The 19,058-nt window shown below is 58.5% G+C and carries 13 protein-coding genes; 5 read left to right on the forward strand and 8 right to left on the reverse strand.

The annotated features are described in order from the left end of the window. Positions 1 to 188: 188 nt before the first annotated feature. The 3 genes from VMA09_09625 to glgB are packed head-to-tail and all read left to right on the forward strand — an operon-like array spanning position 189 to position 7,802. Positions 189 to 2,165: an alpha-1,4-glucan--maltose-1-phosphate maltosyltransferase gene (locus VMA09_09625; GenBank protein HUA33851.1), complete on the forward strand. Its 1,977-nt coding sequence runs from the start codon at positions 189 to 191 to the stop codon at positions 2,163 to 2,165. Positions 2,166 to 2,175: 10 nt separating this feature from the next. Beyond that, positions 2,176 to 5,520 (forward strand): maltose alpha-D-glucosyltransferase, encoded by a 3,345-nt coding sequence (gene treS, locus VMA09_09630; protein ID HUA33852.1) that lies wholly within the window; start codon positions 2,176 to 2,178, stop codon positions 5,518 to 5,520. Between the two features lie 44 nt (positions 5,521 to 5,564). Beyond that, positions 5,565 to 7,802: a 1,4-alpha-glucan branching protein GlgB gene (gene glgB / locus VMA09_09635; protein HUA33853.1), complete on the forward strand. Its 2,238-nt coding sequence runs from the start codon at positions 5,565 to 5,567 to the stop codon at positions 7,800 to 7,802. On the opposite strand, the gene VMA09_09640 is transcribed toward glgB, so the two are convergent. Together VMA09_09640 and VMA09_09645 are read right to left on the reverse strand one after the other, a co-directional pair. Then, positions 7,799 to 8,188 (reverse strand): cupin domain-containing protein, encoded by a 390-nt coding sequence (locus tag VMA09_09640; GenBank protein ID HUA33854.1) that lies wholly within the window; start codon positions 8,186 to 8,188, stop codon positions 7,799 to 7,801. The two genes, glgB and VMA09_09640, sit on opposite strands and share 4 nt — an antisense overlap. A 165-nt stretch (positions 8,189 to 8,353) precedes the next feature. Continuing rightward, a complete protein-coding gene (locus VMA09_09645) occupies positions 8,354 to 9,037 on the reverse strand; it encodes a YafY family protein (protein HUA33855.1) in 684 nt (227 codons plus the stop codon). A gap of 170 nt (positions 9,038 to 9,207) precedes the next feature. Between VMA09_09645 and VMA09_09650 the strand changes: the two genes are divergently transcribed. Then, the gene (locus tag VMA09_09650) at positions 9,208 to 9,663 is read left to right on the forward strand and encodes a cupin domain-containing protein (GenBank protein HUA33856.1); all 456 of its coding nucleotides are present in this window, start codon (positions 9,208 to 9,210) and stop codon (positions 9,661 to 9,663) included. 18 nt (positions 9,664 to 9,681) lie between these two features. Continuing rightward, positions 9,682 to 10,827 (forward strand): amidohydrolase family protein, encoded by a 1,146-nt coding sequence (locus VMA09_09655; protein HUA33857.1) that lies wholly within the window; start codon positions 9,682 to 9,684, stop codon positions 10,825 to 10,827. Between the two features lie 99 nt (positions 10,828 to 10,926). Here VMA09_09655 and VMA09_09660 read toward each other — a convergent pair whose 3' ends face one another. The 6 genes from VMA09_09660 to VMA09_09685 form a co-directional block, all read right to left on the reverse strand. Continuing rightward, complete coding sequence (locus tag VMA09_09660) at positions 10,927 to 11,826, reverse strand: alpha/beta hydrolase (GenBank protein ID HUA33858.1); 900 nt, start codon at positions 11,824 to 11,826, stop codon at positions 10,927 to 10,929. A gap of 101 nt (positions 11,827 to 11,927) precedes the next feature. Next, the gene (locus VMA09_09665; protein HUA33859.1) at positions 11,928 to 13,634 is read right to left on the reverse strand and encodes an amidohydrolase family protein; all 1,707 of its coding nucleotides are present in this window, start codon (positions 13,632 to 13,634) and stop codon (positions 11,928 to 11,930) included. Positions 13,635 to 13,801: 167 nt separating this feature from the next. Then, positions 13,802 to 14,287 carry a nucleoside deaminase gene (locus VMA09_09670; protein HUA33860.1) on the reverse strand — a complete coding sequence of 162 codons (486 nt, stop codon included), beginning with the start codon at positions 14,285 to 14,287 and terminating at the stop codon, positions 13,802 to 13,804. Positions 14,288 to 14,318: 31 nt separating this feature from the next. Then, positions 14,319 to 15,278, reverse strand: a complete 960-nt coding sequence (locus tag VMA09_09675) for an antibiotic biosynthesis monooxygenase (protein ID HUA33861.1) — start codon at positions 15,276 to 15,278, stop codon at positions 14,319 to 14,321. Between the two features lie 9 nt (positions 15,279 to 15,287). Then, positions 15,288 to 18,017: a molybdopterin cofactor-binding domain-containing protein gene (locus tag VMA09_09680; protein HUA33862.1), complete on the reverse strand. Its 2,730-nt coding sequence runs from the start codon at positions 18,015 to 18,017 to the stop codon at positions 15,288 to 15,290. A 1-nt stretch (position 18,018) separates the two neighbouring features. After that, positions 18,019 to 18,828, reverse strand: coding sequence for an FAD binding domain-containing protein (locus VMA09_09685; GenBank protein HUA33863.1), 810 nt, complete (start codon positions 18,826 to 18,828; stop codon positions 18,019 to 18,021). Positions 18,829 to 19,058 lie beyond the last annotated feature (230 nt).

A 19,058-nucleotide genomic window follows, 5' to 3' on the forward strand; every position in this document is an offset into this window, starting at 1 on the left:
GTGGCTTGCAGCGCTACGTCTTCCTGCAAGTCCACGTCTGAAAAATCTTCATTGTTCACTGAAAAATAAATCGCAATTAGTAAGGCTGAGTCGCAAATCGCCCGGAGTACGCGTCGGCACATCGGTTGCTGTTCATACCCACCCAGACACCAAAGGTTTGCAATGTTCAGTGTTTGGGGTGGATGCGGATGTCTTCGATTGATCTGAGTCATCTGCCGCCGCTCGCCGGAAACTGGCGTGTCGGGCACATCATCATCGAAGACGTCACGCCTTCGATAGATGGGGGTCGATATCCAGTCAAGCGCGTGGTGGGCGAACCCTGCGTTGTTGAGGCGGACATTTTTCGCGAGGGACATCAACTCCTGCGAGCCTCCGTGCGCTGGCGGCGCAAAGAAGATGAATCTTTTTTCGAAGCGCCAATGGAATCGATCGGTGACGATCGTTGGCGCGGACGATTCATACCAAATGAGAACACGCGGTACGTATATGCCGTTGAAGCGTGGACCGACGTGTTCGGCTCCTGGCTTGCGGACTTTATCAAGAAGGCCCACGCGGGCCGGGATCTACGTTCCGACCTGCTCGAGGGCATCGACTATTTGGGTGCGATCGTGCGGCACGCAAACGGCGCCGATCGTGAAATCGTCGAGTCAGCGATCCGGAAGCTTCAACAAAATGGACACCGCGATCGCGCTCTCGACATTTTATCCGATGAGCGCCTCGCCGACATTGCACTGCGGGTGAGCGATCGCTTCGGTGACGTGCGATCGGAGCCCTTGCTCGAGCTCGTCGTTGATCGTCCGAAGGCGCGGTTCAGTGCCTGGTACGAATTCTTCGTAAGATCGCAGTCGAACGATCCTGGACGGGTCGGCACGTTTCGCGACGCGGAAGGTCGCCTACCCTATGTGCGCGATCTTGGCTTCGACGTTCTCTATCTGCCTCCGATTCATCCGATAGGACGCACCAACCGCAAAGGTCCGGGGAATTCATTGAATGGCGGCTCGCACGCAGTCGGAAGCCCGTGGGCAATCGGAAATGAAGCCGGCGGCCATACCGCAATCGATCCGGGCTTGGGTACGCTGGCCGATTTCGACCGCTTCGTTTCGGCCGCCAATCGACTGGGAATCGAGGTCGCGCTCGATTTCGCGATTCAGACCTCTCCTGACCACCCGTGGGTCCGCGAGCATCCGGAATGGTTCAGCAAGCGGCCCGACGGTTCGATTAAGTATGCCGAGAACCCTCCGAAAGAATATCAGGATATTTATCCTGTAAACTTCGACACCAACGATCAGCGCGGACTTCTGCAGGAACTCTTCCGGGTAGTCGATTTCTGGATCGGCCACGGCGTCCATATTTTCCGGGTCGACAATCCTCACACCAAGCCGATCGCTTTCTGGGAATGGCTGATCGCCCGGATCCAGCACCAACATCCCGAAGTGATCTTTCTGGCCGAAGCCTTCACTCGCCCAAAATTGATGAAGGTTCTGGCCAAAGCGGGTTTTACCCAGTCGTATACCTACTTCACCTGGCGCAATAGCAAATACGAGCTCACTGAGTACATGAGAGAACTCACTGAGAGCCCGGTATGCGACTATCTTCGGCCTAACTTTTTCACCAATACTCCTGATATTCTGCCGCCGATCCTTCAGAGCGGAAGTCCGGCGGCCTTCAAGCTCCGTTTGTTCCTCGCGGCCACCCTCTCGTCCTCTTACGGCATCTACAGCGGATTCGAGCTGTGCGAGAGCCAGGCCGTGCCAAATACCGAAGAATACATGAATTCCGAGAAGTACGAGCTCAAGGTTCGAGACTGGAATGCGCCCAACAATATCAAGGAATTTGTCGCGCGGATGAACCGGATCCGTCGCGACAATGCGGCGCTCCAGCAATTGGTCGATCTCACTTTTCTCGACACTGACAACGATCAGATCCTGTTTTACGCAAAGACCAGCGCCGACATGACAAACGTATTGTTGATGCCCGTTAACCTGGATCCCGTCAATGTCCAGATCTGCACGGCCGTCGTTCCCCCGGCTTTATCCGCTTCAACACGTTATCGCGTTCGCGATCTTCTGACTGGCGCTACTTACGACTGGTCGGAGCGCAACTATGTTCGCCTCGATCCCGCCCAGCAGCCGGGTCACATACTCCGCATCGAACAGCGCTTGTGAGTCCATACCGATGCCAAGCAATCACTCGAATAACGGTGGACCGCCGCCTCTTTGGTACAAAGATGCGATTTTTTACGAGCTTCGCGTACGATCGTTTTACGACGGGAACGGCGACGGGGTCGGTGATTTCGCCGGCCTGACGAGCAAGCTCGATTATCTACGTTCACTCGGAGTCACCGCTCTGTGGCTGCTCCCGTTCTATCCATCGCCGATGCGCGACGACGGCTACGACATATCGGACTACACCAGTGTACATCCGGATTGCGGGACACTTCGCGATTTCAGGGCATTTCTGCGCGAGGCACACGAGCGCGGCCTTCGAGTAATTACTGAACTGGTTCTCAATCATACGTCGGATCAGCACCGATGGTTCCAGAGAGCGCGGCGCTCCGCTCCGGGCAATCATCGGGATTTCTATCTATGGAGCGACAGCGCCGAGAAGTTTCGTGAGGCGAGAGTAATTTTCCAGGACTTCGAGCCCTCCAACTGGACCTGGGACCCGGTTGCAAAGGCATACTACTTTCATCGCTTCTATGCGCATCAACCGGATCTCAATTATGACAACCCCGCAGTCCGCCGCGAGATCTTCCGCGTGGTCTCCTTCTGGCTTGGCATGGGCGTCGATGGGCTGCGGCTCGACGCCGTTCCATATCTATTCAAGCGAGAAGGAACCAGTTGCGAGAATCTGCCTGAGACCCACGCCTTTCTCAGTGAACTGAGGAAATACATAGACGAGCGATTTCCCAATCGTATGCTGCTGGCTGAAGCGAATCAGTGGCCTGAGGACGCAGTTACCTACCTCGCCGAAGGCAAGGAATGTCATATGGCTTTCCATTTTCCACTGATGCCGCGAATATTCATGTCGGTGCGAATGGAAGATCGCTATCCGCTTACCGACATTTGGGCGCAAACGCCTGAGATTGGCCCGTCATGCCAGTGGGCATTGTTCCTGCGTAACCACGACGAATTGACCCTCGAGATGGTCACCGACGAGGAGCGCGATTATATGTATCGCGCGTTTGCGCAGGAATCGCGCATGAGGATTAACCTGGGCATCCGCAGGCGCCTCGCCCCGCTGCTCGGCAACAATCGCCGCACGATGGAGCTGAACAACGCCCTCCTATTCTCGCTACCGGGTACGCCGATTATCTACTATGGCGATGAAATAGGAATGGGCGATAATGTATATCTTGGCGATCGGGACGGCGTGCGAACGCCGATGCAATGGAGCGCCGACCGCAACGCCGGTTTTTCAACCGCGAATCCCCAGCGCCTGATCCTGCCGGTCAACATCGACTACGAATACCACTACCAGACGATCAACGTGGAAGCGCAGGAAAGTAATCGTCATTCGTTGTTGTGGTGGATGCGCCGCCTGATCGCCCTGCGCAAGGAACACAAGGCGCTGGGCCGCGGCTCGATGGAGTTCCTCAGTCCGCACAACCCTCACGTCCTCGCGTTCATCCGCGGCTTTGAGAACGAACGAATTCTGGTGGTCGCGAACCTCTCAAGGTTTGTTCAGTACGTGGAACTCGACCTCGCCCAATATAAAGGAATGACTCCGGTCGAGCTGTTCGGCCGCACTCCGTTTCCGGCGATTGGCGACTTACCGTATCTTTTGACCCTCGGGCCCCATGCTTTCGTCTGGTTCGCTCTGGAAGCTTCGCAGGCATCCGCCGCAACTGGCCTGGCACCGTATGCCCCGCCGCGAATCGATGTCAGCGCTGATTTTGAGGGAATGCTGCAAGGTTCGCCGCGAGAGGCGCTGGAACGCGCGTTGCCTCTCTACCTGCCCCACTGCCGATGGTTTCGGTCAAAGGCTCGAATTCTGAAAAGTGCTTCAATCAAGGATGTCCTTCCGCTCGGCGAAGAATTGGGTTCGCCGCAGCTCTTGTTGATCGAAGTGGAATACCTGAACGCTGAGAGCGAGCAATACCTTCTTCCTCTCGCAATCGCCGCCGGCGATCGCGTCAATGAAATCCGTGCCAATTCACCGGAACGTGTGCTCGCGGAACTCGCCAGTTCAAATGATGGAAGCGAAGCCATTCTATATGATGCGGTTGTCGATTCTGCGCTCGCGCAAGCGCTGCTCGATCTCGTCGAACGTCACCGCAGGCATCGCGGCCGGCTGGGTCAGTTGGCAGGCCAGACGACACGCACGCACGAGCATGTGAGTAATGGCTCGGGCAAGCTAGATTCTCATTTGCTGCGCGTGGAGCAAAGCAATAACTCGATTGTCTATTCCGATCGTTATATTTTGAAGCTATATCGGCGGCTCGATAATGGCCTGAATCCCGATCTCGAGGTAGGCAGATTTCTTACCGAACGTGCGCATTTCGAGCACGCACCGCGAACCGAAGGTTGGATTGAGTACCGCGCCTCCAACGCGGCGCCGCGCACGCTGGCGCTGCTTCAGAGTTTCGTTGCCAATGAGGGTGATACATGGGAATTCACGCTCGGTGAGTTGCGGCGCTTCTTTGAAGTCGCGGCGACTCGCCAGGACGCTCCCCGCGCGGACAAGAGCCCCATCGAAATGCTCGAAAAAAGCGAACCCGATCCTTTGGCCGCCGAGTTGATGGCACCCTACCTCGCCTCTGCGCGGCTGCTGGGCCAACGCGTCGCGGAACTGCATATCGCGCTCAGCTCCTCCACGGTCGATCCGGATTTCGCTCCGGAACCTTACACGACTTTGTATCGGCGGTCGGCCTACCAGTCGATGCGCAACCAATTGTCGCAAGTGCTCCGGCTCGCAAACGGCGTCGGGCGCACAATGGCAAAAGAAGATCAGGATGAACTCCGCGCAATCACGTCCCGGCAGGGCGATCTCATCAAGCCATTCGAAAAATTCCTCAACACCAGAATCAGCGTCAGCCGGGTTCGCACGCACGGCGACCTCCACCTCGGTCAGGTGCTACATACTGGCAAGGACTTCATGATCATCGACTTCGAAGGCGAGCCAGGAAGGCCAATCAGCGAGCGCCGTCACAAACGCGCGGCGCTGCGCGACGTCGCCGGCATGCTGCGTTCGTATCATTACGCCGCTTTCACGGCCTTGACCGAAGAGCTCAAAAGCAAAGCCCTGGGAAGCGTCAATTTCGCGCGAATGGAGCCATGGGCTTCGTTCTGGTGGCGATGGGCCTCGTGGTCCTTCCTGCAGGGTTATCTAAAGATTGCAAACGACATTTCGTCGCTGGTTCCAGAAACTCGCGACGAGCTGCGGGTGCTGCTCGACGCCTTTACGATGGAGAAGGCGATCTATGAACTCGGCTACGAACTGAATAATCGGCCCGATTGGCTGATCGTTCCGCTATTCGCGATCAAGCAATTGATCGGTTCCGCTCCAGTTACGGCCTGAACGACAGGTTGTTGAGTTAGTCAATGAGTACAACCGAACAAATAATGAATTTGTTCAGAAGACAGCCGCGCGGTCCGGAATCCGCCGCCGCGCCTGGCGGTCAGATCGCCGAAACAGAGCTGGCTCGGCTTCTGTCGCTAACGCATAGCGATCCGCATTCGATTCTGGGCGCTCATATCACTAATAACGGAGTAGTCTTTCGCGCGTTTCGTCCGGCCGCCCAACGTGTCGTGCTTCTGATCGAAGGGCAAGACCCACGCGAAATGAGCGAACGCCCCGAAGAGGGGCTCTTCGAGTTGACGCTTACCGATTTGCGGCAGATACCGCGCTATCAACTCGAGATTCAGTATCCCGGCGATTACATCGTTAGTATTCGGCAACCGTATTCATTTCCGCCGACATTGGGCGACGTCGACCTCTATCTGTGGGCGGAGCATTCGCACAAGGGTATCTGGAAAAAACTCGGGGCTCATAGCCTCATGCTGGACGGAGTTACCGGTACAGCTTTCGCCGTCTGGGCGCCGAGCGCCGCCGGCGTGAGCGTAGTCGGCGACTTCAACGGCTGGGATGGGCGCCTCGACATGATGCGGTCACTGGGCAGTTCCGGAATCTGGGAAATATTCATTCCCGATGTTCATCCGGGCGGTGCTTATAAATTCGAGATACATCCGAAAGAGGGTCCGCCACTGCTTAAGGCTGATCCCTTTGCCGAAGCCACCGAATGTCCGCCGGCATCCGCTTCGCGCATATATTCTTCTAACTACAAGTTCAACGACGAAACCTGGATTGAGACGCGGCGAAGTGGCGATCCGCTCCGCAAGCCGATCTCGATCTACGAAATGCATCTCGGCTCTTGGCGGCGAGTGCCCGAGGAGTCCAACCGGCCTCTAACCTATGCGGAACTGGCTGAGCATCTGCCCGATTATATCGATGACATGGGGTTTACCCATGTCGAGCTGTTGCCGGTAATGGAGCATCCGTTCGCCGGCTCGTGGGGCTACGAGACCACTGGCTATTACGCGCCAACCGCGCGCTACGGCAGTCCCGATGATTTTCGCTACCTGGTCGATCGTCTTCATCAGCGCGGAATCGGCGTCATTCTCGATTGGGTGCCGGCGCACTTTCCAACCGATTCTTTTTCGCTCGGTCGTTTTGACGGAACGGCGCTTTACGAGCATATCGATCCGCGTCAGGGATTCCATCCTGAATGGAATACCTACATTTTCAATTTCGGCAGGAATGAGGTGCGCAGTTTTTTGCTCGGAAGCGCGGAGTACTGGCTATCCGAGTTCCATGCCGACGGACTCCGCGTGGATGCCGTCTCGTCGATGCTGTATCTCGACTATGGACGAAATGGAAATGACTGGATACGCAATAGCCGCGGTGGGAATGAGAACCTTGAGGCGATCGCATTTATCCGCGAGCTGAACGAAAAATTACACGCGCAATTCCCGGGTATCATCATGTGCGCCGAGGAATCCACCTCGTGGCCGGGTGTGAGCCGGCCACTCTACGTCGGTGGACTGGGGTTCGGGTTCAAATGGGATATGGGCTGGATGCACGACACGCTCGAGTACTTCTCCAAAGATCCGATTCATCGGCGGTTTCATCATCGCGATCTTACGTTCGGCCTGATGTACTCCTGGTTCGAGAATTTCGTCCTGCCCCTGTCGCATGACGAAGTCGTGTATGGAAAGCGCTCGCTAATCGACAAGATGCCGGGCGATCGCTGGCAGAAATTCGCCAACCTGCGTTCGCTGTATGGCTATATGTGGGCGCGCTCGGGCAAGAAGTTGCTATTCATGGGCGGCGAGTTCGGGCAATGGCGCGAATGGAATCACGATGCGAGCCTCGACTGGCATCTCCTGGCCGAAGCCGATCATCGCCAGTTGCGCGCTCTGGTTCGCGATTTGAATCGCACCTACCGCGCTCAGCCAGCGCTGTGGGAAGCTGATCACGATCCCCACGGATTTCAATGGATCGACGCAAACAATTCGGACGAGAACGTGATCGCTTTTATTCGCAAGGCGCCGCCCTCGGGACGCCAAGTTATATGCATATGCAACTTTTCGCCTGTCGTCAGGTACGCCTATCGAATCGGCGTGCCCCATCGTGGAATGTACAAGGAACTGCTCAATACTGACTCTGCGATCTATGGAGGAAGCAACCAGGGCAACGCGGGCGCAGTGACAGCCGAAGATCGAGCATGGCACCTGTTTCCATACTCGGTCTCACTGACACTGCCGCCCCTCGCGACGCTTTGGCTCGAGGTTCCATCCTAGTCGCGCGAGTCGCGCCCGCGCCGCGAAGCGCCCTTAACGATGATTCCGCGGAACATCGCCTCGGCATTCATTGCGGGACGATACTCGCCGATGGAGCGCGAGCCCGCGGGATCGTCGCTCCAAACGGCGTGCGGCGTGCCGATCGGAATCGTCACTTTGTCGCCCGCGCGAAGGAGGCGCTCGACACCAGCGATTCGGCATCGCAGCGTTCCCGCCAGGACTTCGACCCGCTCCTCTTGTTCGGTGTGGATGTGATCGCGCGGCGCGATCGTGACCTCGCGCGCGAGATATTCCATCCGGAAGAACTCGCCCTCGGACTGCTCGGCCGAGACGAGCACGATTACCTGATCCTTGTGTTGCGGACGTTCCAACAGCTCCGTGGTCATGATCTTCTCCTGTTGAAAGGTTGCGACCTTGGACACGAGGCACTTTACCAATCCGCTTGACGCGAAACGCGCACCGATGCTGACAAGCTACTGTCAGGAGACTGCCAGCCCACTACTCGATGACTCGAAGATCCTGACACCGATCCGTCAGGAGCGATTTGTGGGTCAGGCTTTTCGAAGAAGCTGGCGAAAGAGATCGTCGGCCGACCGGCCGGGTTCGGAATCGAAGATCTGATCGAGAAACTCGACCTCCACCATTCGATCGAGGCGGAAGAAGCGGAAGTCGCTGCGCAACTCGCACCACGATCCGGCGAGCCAGATCGGTGGATAAAACCACAGCGTGAGCGGACGCACCGTGCGCGTCGTCTCGGTGCCCTTTTCGTCCTGATATTTGAAACGGATCTTACGGCGCGAGTGAATCGCCGAGCGCAGTGCGGCGAAATCGAACGTTACCTGAATTCGGTGTACATCGACCGGAGCCCACAGCGATTTATCTTCGATGATGCCGCGCAGATGCGCCGGCAGCACGCTCTCGATCTTCGCCAGCGCCGCGTCGGCCGAACGCCCCAGCTCAGGATCGCTCCAGCTCTGCACCATCCGCGCGCCGAAGACGAGTGCCTCGAGCTCGCCCGCGCTGAACATCAGCGGCGGCAGATCGTAGCCCTTGCGCAGCGAGTATCCGATTCCGGCCGCGCCTTCGATCGGGACCTTGCTCGCGATCAGGTCGCCGATATCGCGATAGATCGTGCGCTCGCTGACGCTGAAGTGATCGGCGAGCGAGCGCGCGGTAACAACCTGATTACGGCGCAGGCGCTGGATGATTTCGAAGAGTCGATCGGCGCGGCGCATCGCGTCACATGCTCCCGGATGATGCTCGGCTCGGCGCGAGCAATCGAGATCGCGAACCTAGCTTACCGGGCCATCGACGCAGTTCAACCCTCACTTGATCACAGCGACTTTTCGGACTAACGAGAAAATACCGACGCGTTCAGAGGCAAACGCCGGCAAGGAGAAAAACCATGGCGCTCCCGCAAGACATAAGCCCCTTCAATTCCGAGTTGATGGATACGCTGGTGGAAGCATCGAAGATGGACTGGATTCCGTCCGCCGACGATCCCAAGCGCGCGTTCATGAAGATTCTCTGGACCGGCTCGGAGTCCGGCACGTGGGCGGTCCTGCTCAAGTGGCTCAAGGGCTACGTCGCTCCGCAGCACAAGCATCTGAGCCCGTCGCACACTTTTATACTGTCGGGCAAGTTGCAGGTCCGCACCGGAACCCTGAATGCCGGCGACTACGTTTACGAGGCCAACGGCATGGTCCACGGCGCGACGACCGCGCTCGAAGACACCGTTTACCTGTTCATCTGCAATGGCGCGGTGCTGTTCTTCGACGACGATGGCTTCACCTCGTACCTGAGCTGGGAAGAGTTGCGCCGCATCCAGGCGAATTTCGACGCAGCAAAAAAAGCCGCATAGCATCGCGCGGAGTTTGCGATGAAGTACGATTTCATCTCGGCCGATTGCCACATCGATTTGATCTGGCTGCCTCCCGATCTGTTCACGTCAAACGCGCGTGCGGATTTGAGGTCCCGCATGCCGCACGTAGTCGATACGCGGCGCGGCAAGATGTGGGTCGCGGACAACGGCGCCAGGTTCGGCCTGATGAACGGGATGGGCTCGGCGGGACGCGAATACGTGCCGGGGCAGATTCATCGATCCGATCGGATGGCATCGACGGGACTATACGATGACGGCCGCAAAGGCATCCGCCGACTGACCGATACAGAGCTGCGGCTCAAGGACCAGGAGCGCGACGGCGTTCAGGCCGAGGTGCTGTACGGCGTGCTCGGTGCGAGCATGCGTCTCAACGACGATGAAGCGGCGACCGAGATGCTGCGCGTTTACAATGAATGGCTCGCGGACTTCTGCCGCGCGCATCCCGATCGTTACGCGGGCCTCGCATCGATTCCAAGTCACAGCATCGAGGCCGCGGTCGAAGAAGTGAAGCGCGTCGCCAAGGCGAGCGTGCTGCGCGGCCTCGATATCGCCAATCGCCCCGACATCACGCCCTTCTGGGATCCGTGCTGGGAGCCGCTATGGAGCGCCGCCGAGGAGGCGAAGCTGCCGATTCATCTGCATACCATCGGCAGCACGCTGCCCGATCTGAGCAAGCTCGCACCCAAGGTCGCACGCGCCGCATTCGCCGCGATGATCAGCAGCTTCCAGATGTACATGGCGATTCCGCTGATGGGCATAATCTTCAGCGGCGCGCTGGAGCATCACCCGGGGCTCAAGGTCGTCATCGGCGAGAGCGGCATCGGATGGATTCCGTACGTGCTCGATCACATGGACCTCGAATGGGACGACCAGTTCCACGACCTCGATCTGAAGTTCAAGCCGAGCGAGTACTGGCACCGTCAATGCTACGCGACCTACCAGAGCGATCGTATCGGCATCAAGCTGCTCGACGAGATCGGCGAAGATAACATCATGTGGGGCTCGGACTTCCCGCATCCCGACGGCATCTGGCCCGATTCGCAGGAGTTCATCGCGCGCGAGCTCGGCCACCTGCCGGCCGCAACACGACACAAGATCGTGTGCGGCAACGCCGCCAAGCTGTACGGCTTCGCGACGAATTGACGCATCCAGCAAGGGATCGACGCGAATCGCTGTTGTATAGCCTCTCCCGGTTTGCGGCTTCCACCTGCGGCGTCAGCCGCTGGCGAGGTTATCTGCGCGTCAGCATTCGGCGAAGAATCGCAGCACTGCCTCCAGGAGCGCGCGGGGATTGTCGCCTTGCACGTTGTGGCCTGCGTTTTCGATCGTTATCGTCCGGCCATTCGGCAGCGACTTGGCAAAGCGAGCTGCCGATTCGTCGCTCAGGACGTCGCTCCTGGCGCCGCGCACTATCAGCGTCGGGCATTTGATCTTTGATATTTCCGATGCGAGGGATGCGCGCTCTTCACCGAACCTTTTCATCGCATCTTCCGAGCGGCGGCGCTGATCGTGTTTGAAGCCCCACTTGCCGTTCGGCGCTTGCCGCAGATTGTAGTGGAGGCTGCGGCGGAGCACGGCGGGATCGCGCAGCGAATTGAATTTTACGGCGCGCGCCAGGAACTCATCCGGTGAATCGAGCTCGGGCGTCGAGGCGAAGTCGCGAATGCGTTCCGCGCCCGCGGCGCTCACCTCGGGACCGACATCGACGATCACCATCGCACGCATCGCGTCGCTGTAACGAGTCGCATAGGCAATCGAGTTGAGCCCACCCATCGATTGCCCAACGAGGATCGGCCGCTGTAATCCCAGCGCCGCGACGAATCCTTCGATATCGCCCAGATGCGACGCGATTCGGTAATCGACCGCGGGCGACCACTCGCTGTCACCATGCCCACGTTGATCGAGCGCGATGCATCGGTAACGATCGCGCAGCATCAGCGCGACGCAGTCCCACGTATGTGCCGTCAGGCCGCCGCCGTGCAGGAAAAGAATCGGCGTCCCCGAGCCGCCCCAGTCGAGGTAGTGAAACCGCATCGCGCCGACGATCATTTGGTGATCCGTTGGCAGCGCGACTTCGGATGGGTTGAGATCGGCGATTCGAAGCGCGGTGCGGAACATCTCGAGTTCTTCGGCGTGAGTCATTTCGCATTCCTCCTGCGTCGATCCGATGTCCGACAAATACAACGCGGCGGATACCGATGGTACCCGCCGCGTTTCTTACTGACTATGAACCGCTTCGATACCTAGGCGGATACTCCGTGGCGCAGCACCTGGCCCGACGTGGCGCCCGTGAAACGATCGCCTTCCCACGTGATCTGTCCGTTGACGATCACATGGCTGTAGCCCTCGGCACGCTGCACCCGGCGCCATTCGTCGCCCGGCAGATCGTGCGCGATTTCAACCGGCAGCACCTTCAGCTTCTCGAGGTTGTAAACGACGATATCAGCCGGTGCGCCTTCACGCAGGAAGCCGCGATCCTTGAACCCGGCGCAGAACGCGGGCAAGCCCGACATGCGCCAGTGGATGTCTTCGAGGCTGAGCCACTGCTTCTCGCGTGCGAAGCGGATAAGACCCTCGGTCGGATAGCGTCCCGCGGTCAGGAACTTCGTATGCGCACCGCCGTCGGAAACGCCGAACGTGATGTAAGGATAATCGAGCAGCTCCTTCATCAGGTCGGACGAGTTCACCGCGGGCGCGAAGAACTCCGTCTTGAGATTTTCCGACACCGCAATATCGAGCATCGTGTCGACGACGTCCTTGCCCGTATCCTGCGCGGCGAGACGCAGCGTCATTCCTTCGAAACGCTTATTCTCGGGCTTCGAGCATTCGGTGATGATGATCTCGTCGAAGTAGTTCGTGATCAGACTCTCGCGCGGCATCTGCGACTTGAGCGCTGCACGGCGGCGAGGATCGCCGAGCTTCTCGGTGCGCTCGTTGACGGTGCCCGTGGTCGCATCCCGCCACGCATCTGAATCGTCGAACAGGTTCCAGTCTTCGAAGGTGAACGTGAGGCCGGCGTCGGTTGTCGTGCCCTGTCCGTAAACCGGCAGCCCCTTCTGACGGCAGCGCTCCAGCCACTTCATCGTGTTGCGATGGCGATGCGGGAAGCGATCGTTGGTGACGAGGGCTTCGTACATGATCGGGCGTCCGCTGACTTCCGCGATCTTCTCGAAATGGTCCGCGTCCTTCTTCGGATCCCAGCTCGCGAGCGTGAGTTCCTGGAAACCCTCGCCGCGCTCGCCGAGCACGCGCGCCATCTCGAGGCACGTCTCGTCGTGCATCACGTCGGTGTTCATCGGCGAGCCGTCATAGTCGCGCTGCACAGCGCTCGGTCCGCCGGGGATGAGCCGCTGCGCCGACCATCCACATGCGCCCGCGTCCATCGCCTCGTGCAGGATGCGCCGCATCTCGGCATGTTCTTTATCCGTTGGCATCCTGCCGGTCTTCGATTCTTCGATTCCCATGACGTAGCCAAGTACCGGATTCATCGGCACATACGGAAGCAGGTTAATGCCCTTGGGAAGCTGATCGAGCTTGTCCATGAACTGCGGATAGGTTTCCCAATCGAAAGGCATCGCCGCCTGCATCGCGCCCAGCGGAATCGCCTCGGTGCGGACCATTGTCAGCATCGCGCGCTCGGCATCCTTGGGCCGCACGGGAGCGAAGCCGAAGCCGCAGTTTCCGATCACGACTGAAGTGATGCCGTGATAGCCGGAAATCGTGAGGTAAGGATCCCAGAAAATCTGGGCGTCGTAGTGAGTGTGGAGATCGATGAAGCCGGGGGCGACGATCTGGCCGTCGGCATCGACCACCTTCGCGCCCTGATGCGATGCGATGCGGCCGATCTTCGCGATACGCCCGTTTTTGATCCCGATGTCGCTGCGAAAGCGTGGCGCCCGCGTGCCGTCCACCACCATGCCGTTTTTAATGACGATGTCGAATTCCGCCATGAGCACACCTCTTATGGTGAGAGTTGATCCGTGCAGATTCTTAACGATTGAGTTCAGTTCTACTTATTCTTCAAAGAAAAAACAAACCGATCGGTATGCTTTTGTTTACCCGTTAAAGCTTTTTCCAGGGCGCAAATTTGAGCTCGCCGCGCCCCGAGTCCTGCCGCTCAATATTGAACGCGGCCCGGCATGTTTTTGTACTTTTTCCAGATCTCGACGGCCTCTTCGCGCATGATCTGCTCGGCAGGCATCGAGCGCTCCAGCGTGGGCTGCCTGAGCTCGGCATAGATCATTGTGTCATCGAAGTTTCCGTATTCGAGCGCGTCTTGGACTGTGGCGGCGTAATAGATTTTCGCGAGCCCCGCCCAGTAGGCCGCGGCCGCGCACATCGGACAGCATTCGGCACTCGAGTAGAGCGTGCATCCGGTGAGCTTGAAGCGGCCGACCTTCTTGCACGCCTTGCGAATCGCTTCCATCTCGCCGTGCCAGGTCGGATCGTTTTCGGCGACGACGCGGTTTTGTCCCTCGGCAAGGATGTTGCCGTTCGGATCGACGATCACGGTGCCGAAAACTCCGCCCGCCTTTTTCACGAGCGCGGTGTCGGCGGAAAGCTCGATCGCGCGCGCCATGAACTTTTTATCCTGCTCTGTCATCGCAATACTCCCACGGCGGAAATCGCTCGCCTCATAAAAGATACGAGAATGTTACAAGCTCAATCGCATAGAGCGCTGTCACCAGCGCTGCACCCGCACCGTCGATCCATTTAGAGCGATCCGCCGCCGGCAATATCCACCATCGCATGAAGCGGACGAGCAGCGGCATTGCAGGCCACGCCAGCAGCACCACGCTTATAATGTTGCCGATGAACGTCGCCTCGGCAGAGTTGAACGCGGTCAGATGCGGCCTCAGGTAATGGATTTCGAGCGCGACGATCGGAAACAACATCAGCAACACGAGCATCGACTGCTTCCACGCCGGCGGTGAATTGCCCGACGCCGGATCGCTCGGAAACCATCCGGAAAAAGCCGACGGCATACGATGATGCTCCCAGGTCTTTACCAGTTCGGCGTGTTCACGCAGCAGATCGCGGCGGACGTCGGAGTCGAGCCACGCATCGAGCTGCTCGGCCGTCGTAAAGCGCACGAGCGTCGTCCAGTAGTGCTGGCGATCGGAAGCCGGCGGCTGCAGAAAGCCGCCGCGATAGCCGGGGAACGCGGCCTCGGCACGATGAATCTTTTCGGCCCACCGCTGATACTCGCTGTCCTTGCCGGGTCTGACGTAGGTTGTCACGACTTCCGTGACAAGACCATCAACGGAATCTCCCGCGATCTGTTCCTCGGATATTGCTGCAGCGTCGTTTTGATCGACCAGCGTTCGCGCTTTTTCGAGGAGCTCGCGATGACGCGGCGAAGATCGCCATGCTTCCATCGCCACGGCGCTGCGAAAATGCTGGCTCAAAGTCCACTGCGATGAACCCGTCGAACCTGCAGCAGCATTCAATTCCGCGCTGATAAAACCCTCGCGCCCCGCAGCCGCGGTCATCATCGTAGCGTGCCATGAAGAGAATTCGGCAACCGCATCCGGCCGCACCTTCAACGTCGTGACAAGAGATACCGGGGAACGATCGTGCGTCGCGGAGTTCATATTTTGATCTCAGTCAGATTCCCGGAACGTTTCGTAGATTCGGCGATAAATTCTATCTGCGCGCAGCGGAAGACTCGAAAAGCGGATTCCGGTCGCATTGGCGAGCGCATTGGTCAACGCCGGCGCGACCGGATTGATCGGCGCTTCGCTCATGCTCTTGGCGCCGAGCGGACCAAACTTGTCGAAGGTGTCTGCAAAATAGATTTCGGTTCGCGGTACATCGGCATACGAGGGAATCCGATAGTTCCTGAACGACGGATTGACTACTGCTCCTTTGTCGTCGAACACCATGTTCTCATAAAGCGCCCATCCGAGGCCCTGCGCCAGCGCGCCTTCAATCTGTCCACGCAACTGGTTTGGATTAATAACCACGCCGGCATCGACGGCATGAACGCTTTGCAGGATCTTTATTTCGCCGGTGACCTTATGCACAGCGATACGAAATCCGTGGCAGTTGAACGCCACGCTGCGCGGCGTTCCATAAGCCTTGCGTACGACATCGAGAGGTTGTCCGGCTTTTTCTGCCGCCACACATAACTCACTCAGCGAGATGCTCTTCCCATCGCATTCGACCGCGTCGAGGACCAGCGTGCACCGTTCGCAAGGTACGCCGAGACGTCTGGCTGCAAGCGCCAGAATTCGCTCACGCAGCTCCCGCGCCGCCGTCTCCACGGCTTTTCCTGCGACAACTGTCCCAGCGCTTCCGAACGGACCGGTGTCATAACCGGTTTTGTCCGTGTCCGCTTGCGTCGTCCTGATACGCGAAGGCAGCGAGCCAAGTATCGTCGCCGCGATCTGCTGGCGCACAGTGGTCGAGCCGTTACCGAACTCCGGTGCACCGATATATAGACGATAGCGGCCGTCAGCTTCGAGGCGAATTCGGGCTTCCGACCGATGCTCGGTCGGCGGCACGCATGCGATCATCGCAATCGCGGCGCCATGGCCGATTAGCCACTCCGGACCTTCGGGCGCGGCGACGCCAATACCTTTCTTCAACGCGCTATCGACAAGGTCGAGGCATTGATCGAGGCCATAGCTGCCGTAATCAAGGTCATCGGGTTCTTCGCGCAAGGAAATGAACGGGTCGAGCGGACGAATCACATTGCGGCGCCTGAACTCGATCGGGTCCATCCCGATGCCTTTCGCGACTTCGTCCATCGCGGACTCGATCGCAAAGAAAGTCTGCGAAAGGCCGTAGCCGCGAAAGGCTCCGCTCGGAACCGTGTTGGTATATACTGAGTATGCGTCGAGCTTCTTGTTCGCGCATCGATACAGCGCCATCGATTCACTCGTCGAATGAAACAGGACCGCGCTGCCATGTCCGCCGTAGGCGCCGGTGTTCAGTGTGTATTGAAGTTTAATCGCGGTGAGCACGCCGTCGCGGGTCGCTCCGACCTTGATATGCAGTTTCGCAGGATGACGCGTCGTGCTCGCGATAAATTCTTCTTCACGCGTATATTCGAATTGAACGGGCCGCCCCGTCTGAAGAGTAGCAAAGGCGCAAATGTCTTCGGTGATAACTTCCTGCTTGGCGCCGAAACCGCCGCCCACGCGCTCGCAGATTACTCGGATCTGAGACGGACTCAGGCCGAGCAGGTAACAAAGTTTCGTCCTGGTAAGAAAAGGTGTTTGGGAGCTGGTGCGGATGTTGAGCCTGCCGTTCTCATCGAGCCATGAAATTGTACTGTGAGCCTCAAGATGCGCATGCTGAGCGCGCGGCGTCTCGTAAGCGCCCTCATGAATGAAGTCCGCGCGCGAGAAGCCCGCCTCAACGTCGCCAATATCACCGTGAAGGTGCAGCACGACGTTTCGCTCTGGATACTGAATGCCGAGTCCCCTGGGCTTGCCGGCGTGGAGCTTCGGTGCGTCGGGCCGCATCGCCTCTTCGGGATCGAACACCGCAGGCAGCGGTTCGTACTCAACCTCAATCTCCCGGCAAGCCTCCAAAGCGGCGGCCTCAGTGCTCGCTACGACAGCTGCGACTCTTTGGCCGACGTGACGCACGACGTTGTCAAGCATATAGGTATCTTGCGGGTCGCTATTTTCGGCGTCGTGCGTCGCGGTACTGTATGGCTTCCGCGGCACGTCTTCCCAGGTATAAACGGCGATTACTCCATCAATAGCCAGGGCAGGCGTCTTATCGATCGATACTATACGCGCATGGGCGTGCGGCGAGCGCAGTATCTTCAGGTGCAGCAAGCCATCGATCTGAGTATCAAGTGTGTATTGCGCCTTGCCGGTCACGATGTCGTGGGCCGCGGGCGCAACGACGTTGACGCCCATCGCCGCGCCCGGCGGGGCGTCGGCAACCGACTTGATGCCATGAATTGCATTGTCGATTGAGTGATACCCGGTGCATCGGCACAACGTGCCTTTCAGTGAGCGCGGCAGATCTTGCAGCTGCGCTTCACTCATACCGGCGACGGTCATGATCGCCCCGGCTGTGCAGAATCCGCATTGGAAGCCGGCCGCATCGACGAAGGCCTGTTGCGTTCGATGCAGTCGATCGCCCTGGGCCAGACCCTCAATTGTCGTCACCTCGTGGTTTTCAGCGCGAAAAGCAGGAACGATGCAGCTTTGAACCGGCTTGCCATCGATCCATACGGTGCACGCACCGCAGTCGCCGGAATCGCAGCCTTTCTTTACGCCGAACCATCCTAGTTCGCGCAGGAACGTGCGCAGACATTGCCCCGGCCGCGGCTGCGTCGCGACGGACTTGCCGTTGACGACCAAGCTCATGCTAAGCGGCCAACTCCCGGCGAATCTCTTCGGCAAGATAGTACGTCATGTGAGCACGATAATCCGGGCTTCCATGTACGTCATCGAAAAACGAATAGATCCCGTGCTGCAATGCCGAGCGGAGTTCCTGCGCATCTGGTATTTTCTCAAAGTTGAATCGATACGGATGCTCGGTGGCAGCCGTAATTGTCAACTTGAATGTTCCGTCACCTGGATTCCGCGTGCCAATCAACAACGCCGTCGAACGTCCGAAGTGCGTCAGCGACACCCGGCGAAATGCGCATCGTCTGCCGAGCGCGGCGAGCGGAATATCTATTCGAGTTAATAAGTCACCGAGGTTAAGAATATTCCTGTGATTACCAACTACGAAGTCTTCAACCGGAACTGAGTATTCACCGCCGGACCTTCTGCGGACTATACAAACGCCTTCGAGTGCGGCTGCCAGGGAAATCATCGGACCCGCGGGAAGCGACATGCAGATGTTCCCGCCGACGGTTGCGCTGTTCCAGACCTTGAACGACGACAGGAACGAATCGCAGCACTGGCGGATGAGCGGCGCGGCCGTCCATTGCGCCGGCGTGGGCATCGAATAGAGCTCGGCGATCGTGCAGGTAGCCGCAATCTGCAGGTGTTCCGCGGTTATCGAGATCGCGCGCCAGCCGATGCTCTGCAGATCGATCAAGCGCCGCAGATGGGGTTGCGGCTCGGAGAAGAGCCACGTGCCGCCCGCCAGCCACGCGTCGCCTTCGCGCCAAGTGCTCGCGTCGTGGTCTCGCGCCTGAGCGATCTCCGAGATTGTCGTCAAATCCATTGGCAATATTGTCCAAGTGAGCAGCGAATCACCACCTCAGCCTTGTACTTCCGCTGCGACCTAAAGACAAACTCGCCTGACATCGCGTGGAGCTCCTGCTCATCGGCTGCCACCCGGGGAAAAGTTGCCTGCCTACTTCTCCGCACTGAACCATGCGCGAATTTGCTTGTATTGATTGCGTGAAAGACGATCGGCAATTGGCATGGCCTCTGCTGCTTTTAATTCCGAAC

It is taken from the genome of Candidatus Binataceae bacterium (assembly GCA_035508495.1).
GTDB lineage: Bacteria > Desulfobacterota > Binatia > Binatales > Binataceae > JASHPB01.

Bases quoted from the DNA above. Each gene is read 5' to 3' on its own strand.
- VMA09_09685 (HUA33863.1), bottom strand. From the start codon at position 18,828: ATGGATTTGACGACAATCTCGGAGATCGCTCAGGCGCGAGACCACGAC.
- glgB (HUA33853.1), top strand. From the start codon at position 5,565: ATGAATTTGTTCAGAAGACAGCCGCGCGGTCCGGAATCCGCCGCCGCG.
- VMA09_09675 (HUA33861.1), bottom strand. From the start codon at position 15,278: ATGAACTCCGCGACGCACGATCGTTCCCCGGTATCTCTTGTCACGACG.
- VMA09_09625 (HUA33851.1), top strand. From the start codon at position 189: ATGTCTTCGATTGATCTGAGTCATCTGCCGCCGCTCGCCGGAAACTGG.
- treS (HUA33852.1), top strand. From the start codon at position 2,176: ATGCCAAGCAATCACTCGAATAACGGTGGACCGCCGCCTCTTTGGTAC.
- VMA09_09645 (HUA33855.1), bottom strand. From the start codon at position 9,037: ATGCGCCGCGCCGATCGACTCTTCGAAATCATCCAGCGCCTGCGCCGT.
- VMA09_09665 (HUA33859.1), bottom strand. From the start codon at position 13,634: ATGGCGGAATTCGACATCGTCATTAAAAACGGCATGGTGGTGGACGGC.
- VMA09_09670 (HUA33860.1), bottom strand. From the start codon at position 14,287: ATGACAGAGCAGGATAAAAAGTTCATGGCGCGCGCGATCGAGCTTTCC.
- VMA09_09640 (HUA33854.1), bottom strand. From the start codon at position 8,188: ATGACCACGGAGCTGTTGGAACGTCCGCAACACAAGGATCAGGTAATC.
- VMA09_09655 (HUA33857.1), top strand. From the start codon at position 9,682: ATGAAGTACGATTTCATCTCGGCCGATTGCCACATCGATTTGATCTGG.
- VMA09_09650 (HUA33856.1), top strand. From the start codon at position 9,208: ATGGCGCTCCCGCAAGACATAAGCCCCTTCAATTCCGAGTTGATGGAT.
- VMA09_09660 (HUA33858.1), bottom strand. From the start codon at position 11,826: ATGACTCACGCCGAAGAACTCGAGATGTTCCGCACCGCGCTTCGAATC.
- VMA09_09680 (HUA33862.1), bottom strand. From the start codon at position 18,017: ATGAGCTTGGTCGTCAACGGCAAGTCCGTCGCGACGCAGCCGCGGCCG.